Source organism: Vibrio sp. D173a, assembly GCF_030248475.1.
In genome coordinates this window covers 1-19,306 of the sequence record NZ_JAHGAH010000056.1, presented here as the reverse complement: position 1 = coordinate 19,306, position 19,306 = coordinate 1, and the positions used below count along the sequence as shown (strand labels likewise).

Here is a 19,306-nt window from a genome sequence, read left to right as displayed (position 1 = left end):
CAATACACAGAGGTAGCCTATGTATCCCCACCTCACTGGTTTGGGCATCCACGATCCAAAACAGATTGAACGTTATTCCCTACGCCAAGAAGCACACAAAGACGTCCTAAAGATCTACTTCCACAAGCAGAAAGGCGAGTTTTTCGCTAAGAGTGTAAAGTTCAAGTACCCTCGCCAAGTCAAAAGCGTGCTGGTAGACAGCGGCAGTCACAAATACAAAGAAGTCACGGAAATCAACCGCAACCTCACGCTGGTTATCGATGAACTGAATAAGATCACCAAGCCAGCGAAAACGACTGAAGTGGATGTGAAAGAGAAAATTCTCTCTGATCTTCGCCATCTGGAAAAAGTCGTTTCTAGCAAGATCGCAGAGATCGAGGCGGATCTGGAAAAACTAAAATAGTCCGTTTCATTCCTCAGTAATTAAAAAAGGGGTCGGTATACATACCAACCCCTTTCTCGTCTTATCTTTCGCCGGCACAGCTCAATCTAAGCGCATTATTTTACCAACGATTCATCCCACTCAAATCGAGTGATCAACTGCTGCCAAGTCTCATCGATATTGGCTTTCATCACGATTTTTTCGTCGGTAAACGGATGCACAAAGCGCAGCTCTGATGCATGCAGCAACAGTCGGTGAGAGTCGAATTCCGTGCGATACAACTTGTTGTGCTTACCATCACCATGTGTTGTATCACCAACAATAGGATGACGCAGGTGAGCCATATGACGACGCAGCTGGTGCTTACGCCCTGTCTTTGGCTTCATTTCCATCAAACAGTAGCGCGTGGTTGGGAACTTACCCGTTGAATAAGGTACTTCCACTTTTGCTAGCGGTTTGTATGCCGTTACTGCTTCTTGTGCTTCTTTCTCTTGCGAAGCAAACTTATCGGCGATCTTATCGAGTTCAACTTTCAGAGCGTAATCTAGCACACCCTCTTCTTCGATCCAGCCACGAACGATCGCGTGATAGGTCTTCTCCATCTTATGCTCTGCAAACATTGGCATGACTTGCGATGCCACTTCACTGGACAAAGCAAACACAAGCACACCAGAAGTAGGACGATCCAAACGGTGCAATGGGAAAACATGCTGACCAATTTGATCGCGTAGCGTTTGCATCACGAATTGAGTCTCATGCTTATCCAACCAACTGCGATGGACTAACATACCTGCAGGTTTGTTCACCGCAACAAAGTACTCGTCCTGATAAACGATCTCTAATACAACGGGGTCAACAGATGGTGATATTTCTTGTTCTGACATTGAGGTTACTTACATAGTTCGTCGATGGTTCGGATAGTCTCAAGCAATTCGCCATAATGCAGCTCTTGCTTCCACGCTTCTGCGAAATACGGCTCAATAGAAAAGCCACGTGGCAAAGGTTGGTTACTTTCCAATAACGCACGCATACGTGCAATAAAAATCCACTGTAACCACTCATGAGGATGCAGCGTATCAATCGCGAAAGGTTCCGTGCTCTGAAGCGCTTCTGCCGAGGGCATGGTTTGTTGCCACAGCTCATGGTGCTGCAATTGCGCTTCAAGTTGTTGAAGTAAGTCGACCAATTGGATGTTTGTTGCCATTAATTCCGTCTCGAACCTTGAATTAGCCGAGAATGATACCATTTCTTGTGAAAAGAACATTAGGATGTCGTATTTAATGGAAAACATTCAAACCCTCACTCAGCTGTTAAACAACAGTCAGTGTGAGTATCAAATCTTCGACCTTGGTCGTCGTATCAAGACCATCGAGCCACAAGTCTTTGCGGATGTGGAAAAAGGTCAATGCCCTTACCCATTCCCAATGCAACGCAAAGCGCATTTGGCTATTGCCTACTGGAATGAGCAAAAGCAGCCTTGGATTTGGTTCTTGAAGTTCGAGTTGGATGAGCGTGGCCTGCTCAAGCAAGCGGATATTGGTAACTTCATTAAATACGTCGTAGAAGCCATGGGTACTCGTTTAAGTGAGGAAATGTCGGAAGAGCAACAACAAAAGCTTTCTAACAACCCATACACTTTCAAACCTGCGGAAGAAAAAATGGCCGTCTTCCACAGCCAAGTTCGCGCTAACTTGGACTTACCCACCAGCCAATATTACGAGCACACCCAGCATTACTTTACCGGTGGTTTAGGTTGGGAAAACTGGCAAACTGTAGGCCTACAAGGCATCACAGATATGGCTGCTCGCCTAGGCAAAGAACAAAATGCCGTCACCTTACGTAAAGCCCTGAATCATTTACCTAATGAACCGCTTTACGCTCTACTTGGTGCGCTTGAACATGTTGATCTGCAAGAACGTTTAGCAGAGCGCATTGCCGAGAAAGCGCAGCAAGAAATCGAAAGTAACGAGCCAGACCTATTCTTACTTTCTGCTCTGATTCGAGCTCTGGCGGGCGCACCAATCGAAGTGTCACAGCCTATCTTGAAAACGATTTTGCAAAGCCCGCGCTTGAGCCACCAAGAAGTGTTGATCGGTATTGCTGGCCGTACATGGCACTTATTAGCCGACGCAGATATCGCTGAACAATTTTTACTGCGCCTCGCACAAACGGGGAACCAAGCCCTATTTAATCAGTTGTTTGCCGATTTAGTTATGCTGCCAGAGCTAAGAATGGTATTGCTGCCTTTGTTGCACTCTAGCCCATCGGAAGAGCTAGCGACGGCATTGGTAAAACTGCAGCAAGCAACAAAAGGATAATAAAGGATTAGGGATGATCGGTGACCTATTAGCCATTTTAGGACTGTGCTTCTTCTGTTTTTTGTTTTGGCAGCAACGACGTCAATCAGAGTTGGCAAAAACGGCCATTACACGTAAATGTGAGCAGTTAGATCTGCAATTGGTGAGCATTGCATTTGGTGCGCATAAATTGAAAACGCCAGACGGGATCTGGCGTTGGCATACAGTGTATCAATTTGAGTTTTCATCCCTCGGTGATGATTGCTACCAAGGTGAGTTGACAATGATCGGGTTTAGGCCGCTGAACTTTCACCTACCGCCACATCGCTTATGAATTCCATTTCAAAGTAAGGGCCGTAAGGGTCCTTGCTTTCTCTTTTCTTCGTAAATCCCAGTTTTTCCAGTACTGCCATGGATGCTTCGTGGTGGCTATTCACACTTGCTTTGACTTTGTGCAGCCCAAGCTCACGGCACGCTTTCGGGAAAAACGCCTTTAGCGCTTCTGTCGCTAACCCTTTGCCCCAATAAGCCTTATCAAAGATAAAACCTAGCTCTGGTTCATAATCTAGGTTTGAAATGAACACGTGTCCCATGTAATCACGGCTTGTACTCTCAAGCACCGCCATACTGTGGACATTCTCATCATCCAAGATCTTCTCAAACAACTGTTTGGCAGAAGATACGGTATGAGGTCCATTCATCTCTGCGCGGTTTTTAGCGCAGCAATTCAACATCACGAACTCTAGTTGCAACGACTCATTGTAGGGTAGAAGAAGCATTCTTCTGGTTACTATGGTCACATCTGTTCCTTGATTACAGCAAACTTAATTTATCCACATAGCAAAATTCAATAACGATAGTTTTGTTACGCTATGACATTGTTATGCGGCACATAACGCCTTTGAGAAGCCGAAAGTTAAACCAACTGATTGGAAAGGATATTGATCTGGATTGTTTTTTTATTCAGTGTTATGAGGAATTTATAAACTTTGTGATACTGACACTTTTAATTATTGTAAGTTGTGCAAGTACAAAATAAGAAAGACCCCGATACTAGCGTATCGGGGTCATAGTCTTACTCGCAGCAGTCCGGCTACTAGTTAGTGCTCCATGCATCATCCATAATAGTGGCTGATTCCGTCAGCTTAGTCCTTACGTCGCCGTCCTAGCGGTGTCCTTTGCATCGTCCTGATGCTGTCCTTACCCCAATCCTATGAGGTGTCCATTGTCTTTCCTTAGTCATCAACATCCTATTGATGATTGTGTCCTTACAATGTCCTACGCTCCTTGCTTGATCACTCATCCTGAATAATCAAATCGTCGTCCTGACGATGACCAAATCCTTGGTGCTTTCCTGTTCCATGTCAGCTTCCTGCCGACAAGGTTTAATTTACGCTTTTCCCTTTAAATCACAATCTACCCTAGGAAATCTTTTGCTGAAAAACTTAGTTAACAGCATGTTAAAATGATATTTTTCATAGACTTAAATATAAAAATTTCTATTTGGCTGATGACGAAATCGTTTTCTCTCACAACCCGTGTGAGAGATCTCGCACAAGGCACTGCCGAAATTGCTATTCGCTAAAATGTGTAGCGCAAAGTATGATGTTATAAGTCATTTTAGTAGGGGCAAATTATGTTAACTCAAGACGTCACTAAAGAGCTGGAAGCCGTGATGGAACAGTTGCAACAGCAAGGTAAAGAGCCGACCGTTGCTCTCGTTAAAGCTCGAATGAAAACACCAGTGCCAATGCCAGCATTAATCACAACCATCAAAAGCTGGAAGAGCGCCAACCGCATTCCTAAAGTCGAGGTTGCGGTTCAAACTCCGAAAGAAGAAGATCGCATTGTTGCGCTGGAGAATACTGTGGCGAAGTTGGTTGCTCGAGTAGAAGAACTAGAAGCAAAGCTGAGTGAGAAAACATCATGAAACTGTGGGTAGATGCGGATGCTTGTCCGAAAGTAATCAGAGAGACGATTGTACGTGCTGCTGAGCGAACTGGTGTTGAATGCACATTTGTAGCGAACCATGTGGTGCCTGTACCCAAGCGTGCCAATATTCACTCTCTGCAAGTTCCAGCTGGCTTTGATATTGCCGATAACGAAATCGTCCGTCGCGTGGAAGCCAATGACTTAGTGATCACGTCTGATATTCCATTGGCAGACGAAGTGATCAGCAAAGGTGCTCAAGCACTAAGCTCGCGAGGCGAGTTATATACCAAAGACACCATCAAAGCGCGCTTAAACATTCGTGATTTCATGGATACCATGCGCTCAAGTGGCATTCAGACTGGCGGGCCTGCGGCGTTGTCTCAAACGGAACGCAGAGAGTTCGCTAACCACCTCGATAGAATTCTTGCTAAGCGTTGATGACCCCCTTCCTTTCTCACATCAGCGGACTAATAGGCTAGACCATAAAACAAAAAGCCTGCGATAGACGCAGGCTTTGATTGAACTGAGTGAGGTTGCCAATTAAGGCGTGTAGTACGTTGCCGCACCAGGACCTACTGGTAAACCAAATACGAATACCCATAGGTAGAACAGTACGCTCCAACCAACAATGAAGACGATTGAGTAAGGCAGCATGGTCGCGATCAGCGTACCGATACCTAAGTTCTTCATGTAGCGTGTTGCTACCGCAAGGATAAGACCGAAGTAGCTCATCATCGGAGTGATAATGTTCGTCGTTGAGTCACCGATACGGTAAGCCGCCTGAATCGTTTCTGGCGCGTAACCAACAAGCATTAGCATCGGAACGAAGATTGGTGCTGTCACAGCCCACTGTGCCGATGCCGAGCCAATCATCAAGTTGATGAAGCCACACATTAGGATGAAGGCGAAGAACAGCATTGGACCAGTTAGACCGATTTCTTGCAGGAAGCTTGCACCCGCTACCGCGAATACTTGACCAAAGTTTGTCCACTTGAAGAAGGCAACAAATTGAGCCGCAAAGAATACCAAAACAATGTACATGCCCATTGAAGACATTGACTTCGACATTGCATCAATCACATCGCGATCATTTTTCATCGTGCCAACAACGCGACCGTAAACAAAGCCCGGTACTGCGAAGAAAACAAAGATGAACGCAACAATACTCTTCAGGAATGGAGAGCCTGCAACCGTGCCTGCATCAGAGCGCAGAACACCATCAGCTGGAACGATAGTCCAAGCCAGTAGCGCAGAAACCGCCAGTACCGCAATACCTGCTAGTTTTAGACCTTTCTTCTCTACGTCAGTCAGACCACCCATCTTATCTTGAGATAGGTCTTCTGCCGCTTCTTCATCATTGTATTTGCCAAGTTTTGGCTCAACGATCTTCTCAGTAACAAATGCACCGGTAATCGCGATGAAGAAAGTAGAAACAAACATGAAGTACCAGTTTACTTCTGGGCCTACTGTGTAAGTTGGGTCAATCATCTGTGCAGCTGTTTCAGTGATACCTGAAAGCAGTGGGTCAACCGTACCAATCAGTAGGTTTGCAGAGTAACCACCAGATACACCAGCAAACGCCGCTGCTAGACCAGCAAGTGGGTGACGACCTAGAGAGTGGAACAGCATTGCCGCCAGTGGGATCAACACCACATAGCCAAGCTCAGAAGCCGTGTTTGAAATGATACCAGCGAAAACTACCGTTACCGTAACCATGCGCTGAGAAGCGCCCATTACTAGGCCACGCATTGCAGCAGAAAGTAGTCCAGAATGTTCTGCAATGGCAACACCAAGCATCGCAACCAGTACAGTACCTAACGGTGCGAAGCCTACGAAGTTTTTCACTAGGTTAGTAACAATCAGTTGTAAGCCTTCAGCGTTTAACAGGCTAACGACTTGAATCATGCCGTCGGCAGCGCGACCAGGTGCACCTTCAGGGCGAGGGTCAACAACGGAAACTTCGAAGTAACCAGCAATGCCGGACATGACTAGGATTGCAAGACAGAAAATAGCGAAAAGTGTGATTGGGTGGGGTAATAGGTTCCCCAAATATTCAACTGTATCTAAGAAGCGCGTGAACATTGGCTTCTTTGGCGAGTTTTGTTTCATTGAAGCAGATGAACTCATCTGTTCCCTCCTTGTATGTATTCCTGCGCATATGTAACAAAAATGTCACTAAGCATGCGCAGGGTACTCGACACAAGGGTTAAGTGAAAGTTCAAAACGTTACAGAATGTAAACAACAGTCGAACTTATGACCTATAATCGATAAATATATAGTTATATCACCCACATATAGATCATAAATCAGAATTATAGGTAACTATATTCCATAAATTCTTGCGATGTTTAAGGTTATTTCTGAACGGCCTTAAAACGCGGGTTTGTCTTGCAGATAACGTACAAACGCCCTCTTCGCTTAACGATTTGGCAATCTGGGTGACGGCTTTTTGCGCTCTTCAATGATTTAACCACTTTCATGTCTTAATCCTTATCTTTGCTAAATTGCCCAAAACGGCGATTAAAGTTCGCGATCCGGCCTTCTGCTTGAACGACACGTTGCTTACCTGTGTAAAACGGATGGGACTCAGACGAAACGTCTAAAGTGAAGTACGGGTAGGTTTTTCCGTCTTTCCACTCGATAGTGCGATCAGTTTGCAGCGTTGAGCCAACCACAAAATATTCATCTACGCTGGTGTCGTGAAATACCACAGGTCGGTATTCGGGGTGGATACCTGGCTTCATAAAAATTGTCCTTTCGATTAATTGTTATGTTATAACATTATAATTAATAATCATTCTCAAAAAGAAAAGCAAGCGAAATTTGTGATACTTTTCTTCTCAAACCTTTCATCAAGACACAAACCATGTATTCCATAGAGCCAATTGGCATTATTGAAAGCCCGTATAAAGAGAAGTTCGCTGTTCCTCGCCAGCCACGTTTAGTGCCCGCAGCGCGATCTCGCGTCAAACTTCAAGGCGCAGCAAATAGCCCTGAAGCCGTGCGCGGATTGGAGCAGTTTTCTCATGTGTGGTTACTGTTTTTGTTTGATCAGAACTTAGAAGCGGGATGGAAGCCAACCGTGCGCCCACCCCGCCTGGGCGGCAATGAACGTATTGGCGTATTTGCTTCACGTTCTACCTTCAGACCCAACGGTATCGGCATTTCCGCAGTAGAGGTCAAAGGCATCAGCAAGAAAGGCGATCAGATCTATTTGGAGCTGGGTAACGTAGACTTGGTCGATGGCACGCCGATTGTCGATATCAAACCATATATCCCCTACTCGGATTCAATTGTAGAAGCGCAAGGTAGTTATGCCGAAGACGAGCCTGAAACTTCGCAGGTAGACTTCTCTGATATTGCACTGGCAACACTCAAAAAGCGTAGCGATACTGAGTATGTTAAAGCGGTAATCGAACAAGTTCTGGCGCAAGATCCCCGTCCGGCTTACAAGAAGAACAAGCCTGATAGTAAGGAATATGCGGTAAATTTGTTCGATCTGAACGTCAAGTTCACAGTAAGCGATAACTTAATAACAGTTACTGCGATTGAAAGCTTTTGACAAAGGCATTTGGCTGATATTATAAGCGGCTAACAATTTTCCCTTCGTGGGACCTCCATACTCCTGTCCATTCTGGCTTGAGTATCTAACTTTAATAAACGGATAAATTTAATGCGTACCAGTAATTATCTTCTTTCTACTCTGAAGGAGACTCCAAACGACGCAGAAGTAGTGAGCCACCAGCTCATGCTACGCGCGGGTATGATCCGTAAGCTGGCTTCAGGTCTATACACCTGGCTGCCTACTGGTCTACGTGTGCTGCGTAAAGTCGAAAACATCGTTCGTCAAGAAATCGACAATGCAGGTGCAGTCGAAACTTTGATGCCCGTTGTTCAGCCGTTTGAACTATGGGAAGAGACAGGTCGTTCTGAGAAGATGGGTCCTGAGCTACTTCGCTTTACTGACCGTCATACTCGTCCGTTTGTTCTTAGCCCTACAGCTGAAGAAGTGATCACTAGCCTTGTGCGTAACGAAGTGAGCTCTTACAAACAGCTTCCGCTAAACCTGTACCAAATCCAGACTAAATTCCGTGATGAGCGTCGCCCACGTTTCGGTGTAATGCGTGCACGTGAATTCTGCATGATGGATGCATACAGCTTCGACATCGACAAAGAAGGTCTAGAGAAATCTTACCAAGCGATGCACGATGCTTACTGTAAAGCATTCGATCGCATGGGTCTTGAGTACCGTCCAGTACTTGCTGACTCTGGCGCTATCGGTGGTAGCGGCTCTCAAGAGTTCCACGTACTTGCTGAAAGCGGCGAAGACCTAATCGCATTCTCTACTGAGTCTGATTACGCAGCGAACATCGAAAAAGCAGAAGCAGCAGCGCCAGCAGGTGAGCGTGCTGAGCCAACTCAAGAGATGACACTGGTTGATACGCCAAACGCGAAAACAATCGCCGAGCTTGTTGAACAGCACGGTCTAGCAATCGAGAAGACAGTAAAAACTCTATTCGTGAAAGCGTCTGATGAAGTAGATGCTGACATCATTGCTCTTATCGTTCGTGGTGACCACGAGCTAAACGAAGTGAAAGCAGAAAACCTACCTCAAGTTGCTTCTCCACTAGAGATGGCAACAGAAGAGGAAATGCGTGTACTTATCGGTGCTGGCGCTGGCTCTCTTGGCCCTGTAGGCCTTGAACTGCCATTCATCGTTGACCGCTCTGTTGCTGTAATGAGCGACTTCGGCGCAGGCGCTAACATTGATGACAAACACTACTTCGGTATTAACTGGGGTCGTGACGTTGAACTAGGCCAAGTTGAAGATCTACGTAACGTAGTTGAAGGCGATCCAAGCCCATGTGGTCAAGGTACGCTAATGCTTAAGCGTGGTATCGAAGTTGGTCACATCTTCCAACTAGGTAACGTTTACTCAGAAGCGATGAACTGTGGTGTTCTTGGTCCTGACGGTAAAAACGTAATCCTAGAAATGGGTTGTTACGGTATCGGTGTTTCACGTGTTGTTGCTTCTGCAATCGAGCAGAACCACGACAAATACGGCATCATCTGGCCAGACGCACTAGCGCCTTTCCAAGTGGCTATCGTTCCTATGAACATGCACAAGTCTGAAGAAGTGAAAGAAGCGGCTGAGAAGCTGTACGCTGAACTGACGGCTATGGGTATCGAAGTACTATTCGATGACCGTAAAGAGCGCCCAGGCGTAATGTTCTCTGATATGGAACTTATCGGTATTCCTCACACTATCGTGATCGGTGATCGTTCAATGAAAGAAGGTAACTTCGAGTACAAGAACCGCCGCTCTGGTGAGAAGACAGCCGTTGCGATGGCAGACATCGTTGAGCACGTTAAAGCTCAGCTACAATAAGCTGCACTAAGCACACTGTGCTGAATATAGCGATGAAAAGGGTTGGCTTCGGTCAGCCCTTTTTTACGTCTGCTTTTCTAAGTGTGTAGACCCTCTCTAATATTTGCGTTGTTAATCTTTGGTTCAGATTCATCATCTTACACTGGATTTAATCTAGTAAGGAGGTCACTCATGGATCTAAAAAGTCTTCTTAACCAAGCTCTCAAATCAGACCTGATCAAGCAAGGTGCCGATGCGCTTGGTAAACAATCGAGCAATATCAAATCTTCATCTAACTCTAGCCAACTAAAAACCCTTGGCGCAGGTGCGATCGGCGGCGGCCTTATCGGCATGCTGATGGGCTCGAAGAAAAGTAAAAAGATGGCGAAGAAGATGGGCTCTGGCGCGCTTAAAGTCGGTGGCGCAGCGGCACTAGGTGCTCTGGCTTACAAAGTCTACAACGATTGGCAATCAAAACAGGATACACAAGGCGTTAGCGAAACCTTTGACCCAGATGACAACAAACATGCAAAGCTGATCCTTAAAGCCATGATTGGTGCAGCGAAAGCCGATGGCCATGTCGATGAAGAGGAAATGGCTCGCATCGAGCAGGCACTGACAGAAATGGGCGCAGATGTTCATGTAAGACAGTTGGTTCATCAAGAGCTGCATAAACCTCTCGATCCAGCAGAAATAGCCCGCTTAGCAACGTCGCCACAACAAGCATCAGAAATTTATCTGGCGTCGCTGATTGTGGCCGATGAGCAAAACTTTATGGAGAAAGCGTATTTGCAGGAGCTTGCAAAGCAGCTCAATCTTTCTCCAGAAGTCACACATCAATTGGAAGCCCAATTGCAGTGATGAATGTTTGCTCAAGTTGCTCGTTAACTTGAGCCAAAACAATTCTCTGCTTTGAGTTTCAAAACGGCTGTGTGTATATTTGAGAGCAGTTATCATTTCTTAAGGATTTAGCCATGCAAGTATACGGCTGTTGTGAATTAGTTCGTGAGCTATACGCTCAAATCGGTAGTGGCGACCAAGCTTACGTACCTCAAGCAATCTCATGTGCAGTAAGAGCATTGAATGACGTTGCAGCAGACGAGTCTCTGCCAAAAGACGTTCGTGAAAAAGCCGCATTTGCTGCGGCAAACCTACTGATTTCTGATTTCGAGGATAAGTAATGAATCTAGCGAACTTCGAATCCATGGATCCAATCATGCTGATGAGCATCGTCAACATGAAGCTGCGTGACGACTTCGGTGGTGATCTGGATAAGCTGGTTGCATTCTTTGATATCGACCGCGCAGCACTTGAAGCAAAACTGGCGACGGCGGGCTTTGACTTTCTGCCTGAAGCTGGTCAGTTCCGTTAATCGCTCATCGCGACGGACAACGTAAACAACGAATAGAAAAAAGGGCTTGATGCATTCATCAAGCCCTTTTCTTTTGTGCTTTACGCAAGCCGATTAGCCAAATGAAGCCCAGATGACTGTCGCGACCAGAATCGGACAAACGAACTTCACGTATGCTGGCCACAACTTACCGAACCAACCTTGAGTGAACTCCGGACAACCTTGTTCAAGCTCTTTGATTTTCGAGTGACGATTCCATACCCAACCACCAAATAGACAGAACAATAGCGCCGCCATAGGCTGTAGGTATTGCGTTGCGATGGTTGCAACCATGCCAAACAGTGCACCGAAGTTAAATACGATAACGACACTGAACAGCGCAATCAGGCCACCCAATACCCAGCTTGTCGTGCTGCGTTTAGTATTGAATCGTTCACTTACTAGAGCAACCGGACATTCAAGCATCGAGATAGAAGACGTCAATGCTGCAATCGTCAGTAGTAAGAAGAACACGATTGAGAACAGTTGTCCAAGCAGACCTAAGCTATCAAACATCAGCGGTAGAACTGTAAATACCAGCGTATCTGAACTTAGTAGCGAGCCATCTTCTGCATAGATTTGAACGCCTTTTTGCATCGCAACGAACATTGCCGGCATCACTACTAGGCCTGCAATAAAGGCAACGGCAGTGTCTACCATGGTCACGTTCATCGCCATCTTAGGCAAGTTCTCTTTCTTACTTAGGTAAGAGCCATAAATAAGCATCGAACAGCCACCGATGGTCAGTGAGAAGAAGCCTTGACCCATCGCGGCAAGGATAAGTTTGCGATCCCATACTTTCTCGAAATCAGGCACTAGGTAGTGCTTCAAACCTTCCATCGCACCGTTTTGCGTCATGATGTAGATGAACAGCAAACCGAACAGAACAAACAGTGCTGGCATTAGACGTCTAGACCACTTCTCAATACCCTGTTTCACGCCGCCTTGTACGATCAAAATGGTTAATACATAAAATGTAATCGTACCAAACAAGTTGCGTTCAACGCTGAAGCCTTTCAACCATTGTGTCGCCGCTTCCATGCCCATGATGTCGGTAACTGCGCCCAACATAAAGCAGATCAACCAGCCGCCTACAATCGAGTAAAACGCCAAAACCGCACTTGGTACACTCAGGCCAATCCAACCAACTAGGCCGCCAAGCTTCTTGCCCACAGGGTTGTCTGTTAAAGAACGCATACTGTCTACTGGGTTTGCTTGACCATGACGACCGATCGCCATTTCAACCACCAGCATTGGGAATGCAACGATAAGAATCATCACCAAGTACACCAACAAGAAGGCGCCACCGCCGTTACTTGCTGCTTGGGTAGGAAAGCCCCAAATATTACCTAGACCCACTGCAGCACCTGCTGCCGCTAAAATGAATCCTAGGCGTGAGCCGAAATGCTCACGAGGCTGAGAAGAAGTTTGTTGTGTCATACCACTCACACAAAATATCAATGAACTAGCTGACTAGTACACTATAGCAATATCTTCTACTCAACAAGAGTGATTAGGTTAATTACTCGACAATCAGATCAATTAGCAGACATTCAGTTTGTAAATTTCCACGTACATCTCATATTCACCAAGTCTCCCATTCGCCCCTTTTGATGGATTTATAAATCAGCGTGAAGTGAGCCGAAAAATAATGAGCCGCGTTGTAAAGCACGAATAGTTCAGCGTGATTTCGTGTTGAAAAGTAAAACAAATTGCTTCGATTTTTCCTCATCAGGTCTATTTATCAACTAGTTATCTAACTATACCCAAGTCATCTTGATGATACTTGGGGATGTATTTGTTCATGTTCTTTCGAACATCGAGTAACTCAAGGAGAGAAAAATGAAGGTCACGCTACTGCATGGTGCGGTCGTTGCAGCACTCAGTGTCAGCTACCAAGCTCAAGCCTACAATTTCCAAGATTTATCGGTCTGGGATAGTTCCACCGTTTATAATTCTGGCGATCAAGTACAAACTAAAGGCGCTGCGTATGAGGCAGCTTATTGGACGCAAGGCAATGATCCGGTCAATAACTCGGGGCCATGGGAAGCATGGAAAGGCCTTGGACAATGTGATGGTAGTGGTACAAACCTACCTCCGACGGTGTCCTTCTCTTCTCCTGCAGATAATGCGCAAATTCCAGAAGGCAGCGTGATCACTTTATTGGCGAACGCAGCTGACGAAGATGGTCAGGTCGCTCAAGTAGAATTCCTTGCTGGTAACCAGACCGTTGCTGTTGTTACCCAATCCCCTTTCCAAGCGGAATGGACAGCGGTAGAAGGTGTCTCTCAGTTAACAGCTATCGCCACCGACAATGAAGGTGCGATCACCACAACCAACGTGTCTATCTTCGTTCAGCCGCAAACCGAATTACCACCTCCAACCGTATCTCTCACGAGCCCTACGGGTACAGAAACACCAAATGTGGGTGACATCATCGCGGTAACAGCCGATGCAGCAGACAGCGATGGCTTAGTCACGCAAGTTGAGTTTTTCGTAAACAACCAGTCCGTTGCCGTCGATACTTCAGCTCCATATGAATACATCTGGACTGCAGCAGTTGGAACTCACACCTTTAAAGCACAGGCGACCGACGATTCGAATCTATCGACCATGAGCCAAGAAGTCTCTCTCGTCGTCAACGATTCAAGCTCTGGAGGCTGTGCAGATGCAGTGCCTTATGTAGCTGGTAACCGCTATGAAGCAGGCGCACTCGTTTCTAATCTCAACCAAAAATACCGCTGTGATGTTGCAGGTTGGTGTTCTTCCGATGCAGCCTGGGCTTATGAGCCGGGTGAAGGTTTGTACTGGCAAGATGCGTGGACTGGGCTAGGTGCCTGTTCGACACCGCCTCAAGTTGCTATCACCGCACCAAGCGAAGGACAAGTCTTGCTCGCAGGTGACAGCGTTGAAGTCTCGGCGGATGCCAGTGATGCAGACGGTAGTGTGACTCAAGTAGAGTTCTTCGCCAATGGCACCAGTTTAGGTGTAGTTGCTCAAGCACCATATTCCGTTCTATGGAATGCAACGTTAGTTGGCGCGAATCAACTAAAAGCCGTTGCCACAGACAACGATAACAATACGTCCGAGTCTGTCGTAAACGTGACGGTGAGTGACCAAGATTTGGTGATTTCATTGACGTCACCGAGTGCAGGACAAACCGTCGGTTTAGGTAAGAATCTCGTTCTAAGCGCAGATGCAACTTCACTAACCTCTGGCGTGAAACACGTAGACTTTATGGTGAACGGTGCAATTGTCGCAACCGACACAACCGCACCTTACTCAGCGAACTGGACACCTGCCGCGATTGGTAGCTTTACGGTAAGCGCTCAAGCCACTGATCTTGCAGGCACAACAGCGCTTTCTGATGCCGCTTCGATTACCGTGGTTGAGCAAACAGAAAAACGCCACAAGCTGATTGGATACTGGCACAACTTTGTGAACGGTGCGGGCTGCCCAATTCGCCTCGCTGACATGTCTGATGCATGGGATGTGATTGATATTGCCTTTGCCGAAAACGACCGCAACAGCGATGGTACCGTGCATTTCAACTTGTACTCTGGAGATATCTACAGTGATTGTCCTGCGCTAGACCCAACTCAATTCAAGCAAGACATGGCCGCACTGCAAGCTAAAGGTAAGAAGTTCGTTCTGTCTCTTGGTGGCGCAGAAGGCACAATCACGCTCAACACAGACCAAGATGAAGCAAACTTCGTGTCGAGCCTAACCGCATTGATTGCCGAATGGGGCTTCGATGGTTTGGATGTGGATCTAGAAAGTGGCTCTAACCTGCTCCATGGTTCGCAAATCCAAGCACGTTTAGGTGGTGCTCTGCTGCAAATCGAGCAGAACATGGGCGGCGATATGTATCTCACCATGGCGCCAGAGCACCCTTACGTACAAGGTGGCTACATTGCTTATAGCGGTATTTGGGGAGCGTATATTCCTGTGATTAACGAAACACGCAGTACACTCGACCTTCTACACGTTCAGCTATACAACAACGGCGGCCTGCCAAACCCATACATGCCTGGCTCGGCTCCAGAAGGGTCTGTGGATATGATGGTGGCACAGTCTAAGATGCTGATTGAGGGTTTTGAATTGGCAGACGGCACCATGTTTGAACCACTGCGTGATGACCAAGTGGCGATTGGTTTGCCATCCGGTCCGAGCTCCGCTAACTCAGGCCAGGCTCCAACTCAGAACATTCTAGACGCGCTAGACTGTCTGATCAAAGGCACCTCATGTGGCACAGTGAAACCAGCATTCAACTACCCGAATTACGCAGGTGTGATGACATGGTCAATCAACTGGGATGAACATGATGGCTTTAACTTCTCGAAGCCAGTGGGTGACAAATTGATTCAGATGAATGCGCAATAATCCGCGTAGATTGTGAATAGCACCGAAGTAAAAAGAGCGCCTTGATAGGCGCTCTTTGTTGTTTGTGCTTCACAAATTAAATGGTGAAGACTTGGTAATCTTTTAGCTCGGGGATCTTTTTCAGCAGATCTTGTTCTTCAACCGCCATATCATCCAGAGATTCACACAAGTCTTCCGCTTGTTTTTCTACGTCTTCCGAGTGTTCCGCTAAGCGTTCTTGAACCTTAGCTTGCAGTTCGGTCATGCTTTCAGACAGTGCGGTTAAGTTCAAGCCGCCGTCTTCTTTCATCTTGGCAGACAACGCATCAAACGCGCTGGTTAGGAATTCTTTGTTAAAGATTTCTTGTGCTTTTTCGAAGTCTTGTGACCATGATTCAGTCATCGAATCAAAGCTATCAGCAGGTAGAATAAAATCACCGTCTTTGTAGTAACGGGCTTCTACATCAGCAAAGAAGTCTTTTACTGCGACTTTCACGTTATCAAATGAATCTGGTGCATCAAGGCTAACCGCGATGTCACCTATAATGTCGTTTGCCAATGCTAAGCCATCACTTGCCAACTGTTTTGCTTGCGGAATGTAAGCATTCATCTTCTCGCGGTAATTCTCGATTGCCGCTTTCTGATCATCATCAAGCTCGATCAGCTCGCCTTTTATAAACAGGTTATTGTCTTCGTCGACGACCGCTTTTTCACCATTGGTATGCACGATTTCTAAGTTCTGACCATCCATACGAACTTCGTTGTTAATATCGACGCGACACTGGGCTGCATAGCCACTGGCGCTGATGGTCAACAATGAGAGTGTGAGCAGTTTCTTCATTACTTTCTCTTTTTTCATGGTTATTCTGTTTAACTATAACAAGCAACTATGGATAAGATGTCAGCAAACCGTCACGACTTCATAACAAGTTGTTTTATCGCCAATTTTCACATCGATGTCTTCCCCTTCTTCTTTGCCGACCAAAGCACAACCAAGGGGGGATTTCGGCGTGAGAACAAACACTTCTTTGCCTTGCCATTCAACGGTCAGTCCACCGGAGCAAGGGCCAATAAAGAAGGCTTTTTCAACATCATTTTCGTCGACTAATTCCACATAAGCACCAACCGCGATACGTGCATCAACAAAATCACGCAACACAAGAGTGCGGTACTGGCGAAGCTCTTCTTCACTCTCTTGTACACGCATTGCTTGCCCGTGTGCCAGATACGATGCCTCAAGTGCTAATGTGTCGTACTTGTGCTCAGGTACGGTCTCTTCATCCGTCGCAGCATCAATGGCTCTTTGCGTCGAGGCGTGAGCAACGTGCAGTTTGTCTTCGAGTTGTTGAATGATTATTTGGACTAAATCGGCTTTGTTCATACTTTTAGGACGCGCGTTAGGCACTCAGGGTGTGTTAATGTAACCCAGTTTATCATCAAACCAAGGTTTCCCTATTATGCAAAGTGACTCGCTTCAGCAAACGCTTCAATCCGTGTTCGGGTTTGACTCATTAAGATCCGGCCAACAGCCGGTGATTGAAGCAGTAATGAACGGACACTCAGCCGCAGCCATCTTCCCAACTGGCTCAGGGAAATCGCTTTGCTACCAACTTCCTGCTACCCAGTTACCACATCTGACATTGGTGATTTCACCGCTTCTTGCGTTGATGAAAGACCAACTTAGCTTTTTACAAAGCAGAGGCATTGCTGCGGCGTCTATCGACAGCAGCCAAAGCCGTGAAGAAACACAGCAGGTGATGGCTGGCGTAAAGAATGGACATATCAAGATTTTGATGATCTCGGTAGAGCGACTCAAAAACGAACGTTTTCGCGAGTTCATTCGTCAAATCCCACTTTCTCTCATGGTGGTTGATGAAGCGCACTGTATCTCGGAGTGGGGTCATAACTTCCGTCCAGACTACCTTAAACTGCCGCAATACCAGCGTGAACTGAATATCCCTCAAACCCTCTTGCTGACCGCTACCGCTACGCCAGCAGTTATCGAGGACATGCAAAGTAAGTTTGATATCGCTAGCGAGAACGTTACCGTTACCGGTTTCTATCGCTCTAATCTCGATATCTCGGTGGTGCCTTGCGAGGAAGAAAATAAGCAAACACAGCTGAATGACATCATTGCTGCGGCCCCTAAACTGCCGAGTATCGTGTACGTAACTCAGCAGCAAACCTCGGAGCAAGTAGCCAGCTCATTAATTCGTTTAGGCATCAATGCTCACGGTTATCATGCGGGTATGAGGAACGATATTCGAGAGAAAATCCAACAGCAGTTTATGGACTCGCAAATCGACTGTATTGTCGCCACAATCGCGTTTGGTATGGGAGTAGATAAATCCGACATTCGTCGTGTTATTCACTTTGATTTACCGAAATCTATCGAAAACTACGCACAAGAAATCGGGCGCGCTGGACGAGATGGGCAACGTTCGGAGTGTATTCTTTTGGGGAACACCTCTGGCTTAACAGTATTAGAGAACTTTGTTTACGGTGACACACCAGAGCCAAGCTCAATCAATTATGTATTAGAACAAATTCGCGAGAACACACCTCAGTGGGAAGTGATGGCGCTGCGCTTATCTCGCGACAGCAATATTCGCCAACTGCCACTGAAGACCTTATTGGTTTACTTAGAGCTGGCAAAAGTGATTGAAGCCAAATACAGCTATTTCGCGGAATATCGCTTCAAGTTCTTACAAGACCAGTCTTTCATCCTCAATCAGTTCCAAGGCGAACGACGTCAGTTTGTTGAAGCTATTTTTGCTTGTTCAACCAAAGCGAAAGTTTGGTGCCAAGTGGATTTAGAAGCCTTGTGGATGAACTATCAATCTGAGCGTAGCCGCGTGGTTGCGGCGCTTGATTACTTCCACCAAAACGGTTGGATTGAATTAGAAAGCAAGCAACTCACGGATGTGTATTCGGTTCTCCCTGCGACTCAAAATCAAGAAGTGATTTCTCAGCATTTGGTTGAGCTGTTCCAATCCAAAGAACAAAAAGACATTGAACGAATTCATACTATGTTGGATCTGTTCCAATCATCGGGCTGCTTGAGCCATCAATTAGCGCATTACTTTGCTGATCACAATGCACCGACGCAATGTGGTCACTGCTCAGTATGTCGTGGACAAATCGCATCGTTCCCTCAGCCACAACAAGAGCAACCTGAGTTGACTCACCTATCCGCTTGGGTTGATGAGTTTGTTCAGCTTTCACCAACGGCGATTAGCAATGCCGCCGTAGCTCGCTTCCTGTGTGGGATCAGCACGCCAATCATTGCTCAGCTTAAAGCTAGCAAACTGCGAGGCTATGGCTCGATGGCGAATGTCTCTTTTGAACAGGTTCTAAAGCAGGTTGAGTTAGCACGAGCTTAAAAGAAGCTCAATTGGCGTGCTTGTTGTTCAGGCTTGAGCATCACACTCAAGCCTAACAGCCTTATTTCTCGGCCGTTTTGGCGCTTAAGAATATCTCTCAGCAGCACTTTGAAATCTTCAAGCTCCAGCTGAGGGTGAATGTGCTCAATCGTTGTGAGTTGAAAATCAGCAAACTTGAGCTTGATACCCTG

Annotated in this window: 21 protein-coding genes and 1 pseudogene; 12 read left to right on the top strand and 10 right to left on the bottom strand. The window is 46.4% G+C overall.

Annotated elements, in window-relative coordinates:
• The first annotated feature begins 19 nt into the window (after positions 1 to 19).
• On the top strand, positions 20 to 403 hold the full coding sequence (locus KIV40_RS06670; RefSeq protein WP_005431713.1) for a DUF3461 family protein: 384 nt from the start codon (positions 20 to 22) through the stop codon (positions 401 to 403).
• A 95-nt stretch (positions 404 to 498) separates the two neighbouring features.
• On the opposite strand, the gene truC is transcribed toward KIV40_RS06670, so the two are convergent.
• Both truC and KIV40_RS06660 read right to left on the bottom strand, forming a co-directional pair.
• Complete coding sequence (truC, locus tag KIV40_RS06665; RefSeq protein WP_285348375.1) at positions 499 to 1,266, bottom strand: tRNA pseudouridine(65) synthase TruC; 768 nt, start codon at positions 1,264 to 1,266, stop codon at positions 499 to 501.
• 5 nt (positions 1,267 to 1,271) lie between these two features.
• On the bottom strand, positions 1,272 to 1,586 hold the full coding sequence (locus KIV40_RS06660; RefSeq protein WP_041853474.1) for a YqcC family protein: 315 nt from the start codon (positions 1,584 to 1,586) through the stop codon (positions 1,272 to 1,274).
• Positions 1,587 to 1,662: 76 nt separating this feature from the next.
• On the opposite strand from KIV40_RS06660, the gene KIV40_RS06655 reads away from it, so the two are divergent.
• Positions 1,663 to 2,700 (top strand): DUF3549 family protein, encoded by a 1,038-nt coding sequence (locus KIV40_RS06655; RefSeq protein WP_012128702.1) that lies wholly within the window; start codon positions 1,663 to 1,665, stop codon positions 2,698 to 2,700.
• Positions 2,701 to 2,713: 13 nt separating this feature from the next.
• Positions 2,714 to 3,013 (top strand): DUF3301 domain-containing protein, encoded by a 300-nt coding sequence (locus tag KIV40_RS06650; protein ID WP_021018008.1) that lies wholly within the window; start codon positions 2,714 to 2,716, stop codon positions 3,011 to 3,013.
• Here KIV40_RS06650 and KIV40_RS06645 read toward each other — a convergent pair.
• Positions 2,973 to 3,458, bottom strand: a complete 486-nt coding sequence (locus tag KIV40_RS06645) for a GNAT family N-acetyltransferase (protein ID WP_012128703.1) — start codon at positions 3,456 to 3,458, stop codon at positions 2,973 to 2,975. The two genes, KIV40_RS06650 and KIV40_RS06645, sit on opposite strands and share 41 nt — an antisense overlap.
• Positions 3,459 to 4,315: 857 nt before the next feature.
• Between KIV40_RS06645 and KIV40_RS06640 the strand changes: the two genes are divergently transcribed.
• Entirely contained in the window at positions 4,316 to 4,609 is a 294-nt protein-coding gene (locus tag KIV40_RS06640; RefSeq protein WP_012128704.1) for a hypothetical protein, read from the top strand.
• Positions 4,606 to 5,049 (top strand): YaiI/YqxD family protein, encoded by a 444-nt coding sequence (locus tag KIV40_RS06635; protein WP_005436748.1) that lies wholly within the window; start codon positions 4,606 to 4,608, stop codon positions 5,047 to 5,049. Before KIV40_RS06640 ends, KIV40_RS06635 begins: the two co-directional genes overlap by 4 nt.
• Before the next feature lie 102 nt (positions 5,050 to 5,151).
• Here KIV40_RS06635 and KIV40_RS06630 read toward each other — a convergent pair whose 3' ends face one another.
• The 3 genes from KIV40_RS06630 to KIV40_RS06620 form a co-directional block, all read right to left on the bottom strand.
• Positions 5,152 to 6,738, bottom strand: coding sequence for an AbgT family transporter (locus KIV40_RS06630; protein WP_010449785.1), 1,587 nt, complete (start codon positions 6,736 to 6,738; stop codon positions 5,152 to 5,154).
• Positions 6,739 to 6,966: 228 nt separating this feature from the next.
• Positions 6,967 to 7,092, bottom strand: coding sequence for a type B 50S ribosomal protein L36 (gene ykgO, locus KIV40_RS06625; protein ID WP_005380299.1), 126 nt, complete (start codon positions 7,090 to 7,092; stop codon positions 6,967 to 6,969).
• 3 nt (positions 7,093 to 7,095) lie between these two features.
• Positions 7,096 to 7,356: a type B 50S ribosomal protein L31 gene (locus KIV40_RS06620; protein WP_010650001.1), complete on the bottom strand. Its 261-nt coding sequence runs from the start codon at positions 7,354 to 7,356 to the stop codon at positions 7,096 to 7,098.
• Positions 7,357 to 7,478: 122 nt separating this feature from the next.
• On the opposite strand from KIV40_RS06620, the gene tsaA reads away from it, so the two are divergent.
• From tsaA to KIV40_RS06595, 5 genes are all read left to right on the top strand, one after another.
• Positions 7,479 to 8,174 carry a tRNA (N6-threonylcarbamoyladenosine(37)-N6)-methyltransferase TrmO gene (gene tsaA / locus KIV40_RS06615; RefSeq protein ID WP_285348373.1) on the top strand — a complete coding sequence of 232 codons (696 nt, stop codon included), beginning with the start codon at positions 7,479 to 7,481 and terminating at the stop codon, positions 8,172 to 8,174.
• A gap of 111 nt (positions 8,175 to 8,285) precedes the next feature.
• Complete coding sequence (locus tag KIV40_RS06610) at positions 8,286 to 10,001, top strand: proline--tRNA ligase (protein WP_285348372.1); 1,716 nt, start codon at positions 8,286 to 8,288, stop codon at positions 9,999 to 10,001.
• Between the two features lie 171 nt (positions 10,002 to 10,172).
• Positions 10,173 to 10,841 (top strand): tellurite resistance TerB family protein, encoded by a 669-nt coding sequence (locus tag KIV40_RS06605; protein WP_012128709.1) that lies wholly within the window; start codon positions 10,173 to 10,175, stop codon positions 10,839 to 10,841.
• A 113-nt stretch (positions 10,842 to 10,954) separates the two neighbouring features.
• Positions 10,955 to 11,161, top strand: a complete 207-nt coding sequence (locus tag KIV40_RS06600; RefSeq protein ID WP_005529380.1) for a YaeP family protein — start codon at positions 10,955 to 10,957, stop codon at positions 11,159 to 11,161.
• Complete coding sequence (locus KIV40_RS06595; RefSeq protein ID WP_009707436.1) at positions 11,161 to 11,352, top strand: DUF4250 domain-containing protein; 192 nt, start codon at positions 11,161 to 11,163, stop codon at positions 11,350 to 11,352. The genes KIV40_RS06600 and KIV40_RS06595 overlap by 1 nt, the downstream gene beginning before the upstream one ends.
• Positions 11,353 to 11,445: 93 nt before the next feature.
• Here KIV40_RS06595 and KIV40_RS06590 read toward each other — a convergent pair whose 3' ends face one another.
• Positions 11,446 to 12,810, bottom strand: a complete 1,365-nt coding sequence (locus KIV40_RS06590; RefSeq protein WP_285348370.1) for a sodium-dependent transporter — start codon at positions 12,808 to 12,810, stop codon at positions 11,446 to 11,448.
• Positions 12,811 to 13,212: 402 nt separating this feature from the next.
• On the opposite strand from KIV40_RS06590, the gene KIV40_RS06585 reads away from it, so the two are divergent.
• Positions 13,213 to 15,753, top strand: coding sequence for an Ig-like domain-containing protein (locus KIV40_RS06585; RefSeq protein ID WP_285348369.1), 2,541 nt, complete (start codon positions 13,213 to 13,215; stop codon positions 15,751 to 15,753).
• Positions 15,754 to 15,829: 76 nt separating this feature from the next.
• On the opposite strand, the gene KIV40_RS06580 is transcribed toward KIV40_RS06585, so the two are convergent.
• Together KIV40_RS06580 and KIV40_RS06575 are read right to left on the bottom strand one after the other, a co-directional pair.
• Positions 15,830 to 16,573, bottom strand: coding sequence for a YggN family protein (locus KIV40_RS06580; RefSeq protein ID WP_285348367.1), 744 nt, complete (start codon positions 16,571 to 16,573; stop codon positions 15,830 to 15,832).
• A 60-nt stretch (positions 16,574 to 16,633) separates the two neighbouring features.
• On the bottom strand, positions 16,634 to 17,113 hold the full coding sequence (locus tag KIV40_RS06575; protein WP_012128713.1) for a GreA/GreB family elongation factor: 480 nt from the start codon (positions 17,111 to 17,113) through the stop codon (positions 16,634 to 16,636).
• Positions 17,114 to 17,189: 76 nt separating this feature from the next.
• Here KIV40_RS06575 and KIV40_RS06570 point away from each other — a divergent pair, with 76 nt between their 5' ends.
• On the top strand, positions 17,190 to 19,115 hold the full coding sequence (locus KIV40_RS06570; protein WP_285348366.1) for a RecQ family ATP-dependent DNA helicase: 1,926 nt from the start codon (positions 17,190 to 17,192) through the stop codon (positions 19,113 to 19,115).
• Here KIV40_RS06570 and KIV40_RS06565 read toward each other — a convergent pair.
• A pseudogene (locus KIV40_RS06565) lies at positions 19,112 to 19,306 on the bottom strand (DNA polymerase IV); the annotation flags it as partial. The gene KIV40_RS06570 and the pseudogene KIV40_RS06565 sit on opposite strands and share 4 nt — an antisense overlap.

What these genes read in the sequence shown, in the direction of transcription:
- KIV40_RS06670 (WP_005431713.1), top strand. Translation starts at nt 20, where the DNA reads ATGTATCCCCACCTCACTGGTTTGGGCATCCACGATCCAAAACAGATT.
- truC (WP_285348375.1), bottom strand. Translation starts at nt 1,266, where the DNA reads ATGTCAGAACAAGAAATATCACCATCTGTTGACCCCGTTGTATTAGAG.
- KIV40_RS06660 (WP_041853474.1), bottom strand. Translation starts at nt 1,586, where the DNA reads ATGGCAACAAACATCCAATTGGTCGACTTACTTCAACAACTTGAAGCG.
- KIV40_RS06655 (WP_012128702.1), top strand. Translation starts at nt 1,663, where the DNA reads ATGGAAAACATTCAAACCCTCACTCAGCTGTTAAACAACAGTCAGTGT.
- KIV40_RS06650 (WP_021018008.1), top strand. Translation starts at nt 2,714, where the DNA reads ATGATCGGTGACCTATTAGCCATTTTAGGACTGTGCTTCTTCTGTTTT.
- KIV40_RS06645 (WP_012128703.1), bottom strand. Translation starts at nt 3,458, where the DNA reads ATGCTTCTTCTACCCTACAATGAGTCGTTGCAACTAGAGTTCGTGATG.
- KIV40_RS06640 (WP_012128704.1), top strand. Translation starts at nt 4,316, where the DNA reads ATGTTAACTCAAGACGTCACTAAAGAGCTGGAAGCCGTGATGGAACAG.
- KIV40_RS06635 (WP_005436748.1), top strand. Translation starts at nt 4,606, where the DNA reads ATGAAACTGTGGGTAGATGCGGATGCTTGTCCGAAAGTAATCAGAGAG.
- KIV40_RS06630 (WP_010449785.1), bottom strand. Translation starts at nt 6,738, where the DNA reads ATGAGTTCATCTGCTTCAATGAAACAAAACTCGCCAAAGAAGCCAATG.
- ykgO (WP_005380299.1), bottom strand. Translation starts at nt 7,092, where the DNA reads ATGAAAGTGGTTAAATCATTGAAGAGCGCAAAAAGCCGTCACCCAGAT.
- KIV40_RS06620 (WP_010650001.1), bottom strand. Translation starts at nt 7,356, where the DNA reads ATGAAGCCAGGTATCCACCCCGAATACCGACCTGTGGTATTTCACGAC.
- tsaA (WP_285348373.1), top strand. Translation starts at nt 7,479, where the DNA reads ATGTATTCCATAGAGCCAATTGGCATTATTGAAAGCCCGTATAAAGAG.
- KIV40_RS06610 (WP_285348372.1), top strand. Translation starts at nt 8,286, where the DNA reads ATGCGTACCAGTAATTATCTTCTTTCTACTCTGAAGGAGACTCCAAAC.
- KIV40_RS06605 (WP_012128709.1), top strand. Translation starts at nt 10,173, where the DNA reads ATGGATCTAAAAAGTCTTCTTAACCAAGCTCTCAAATCAGACCTGATC.
- KIV40_RS06600 (WP_005529380.1), top strand. Translation starts at nt 10,955, where the DNA reads ATGCAAGTATACGGCTGTTGTGAATTAGTTCGTGAGCTATACGCTCAA.
- KIV40_RS06595 (WP_009707436.1), top strand. Translation starts at nt 11,161, where the DNA reads ATGAATCTAGCGAACTTCGAATCCATGGATCCAATCATGCTGATGAGC.
- KIV40_RS06590 (WP_285348370.1), bottom strand. Translation starts at nt 12,810, where the DNA reads ATGACACAACAAACTTCTTCTCAGCCTCGTGAGCATTTCGGCTCACGC.
- KIV40_RS06585 (WP_285348369.1), top strand. Translation starts at nt 13,213, where the DNA reads ATGAAGGTCACGCTACTGCATGGTGCGGTCGTTGCAGCACTCAGTGTC.
- KIV40_RS06580 (WP_285348367.1), bottom strand. Translation starts at nt 16,573, where the DNA reads ATGAAGAAACTGCTCACACTCTCATTGTTGACCATCAGCGCCAGTGGC.
- KIV40_RS06575 (WP_012128713.1), bottom strand. Translation starts at nt 17,113, where the DNA reads ATGAACAAAGCCGATTTAGTCCAAATAATCATTCAACAACTCGAAGAC.
- KIV40_RS06570 (WP_285348366.1), top strand. Translation starts at nt 17,190, where the DNA reads ATGCAAAGTGACTCGCTTCAGCAAACGCTTCAATCCGTGTTCGGGTTT.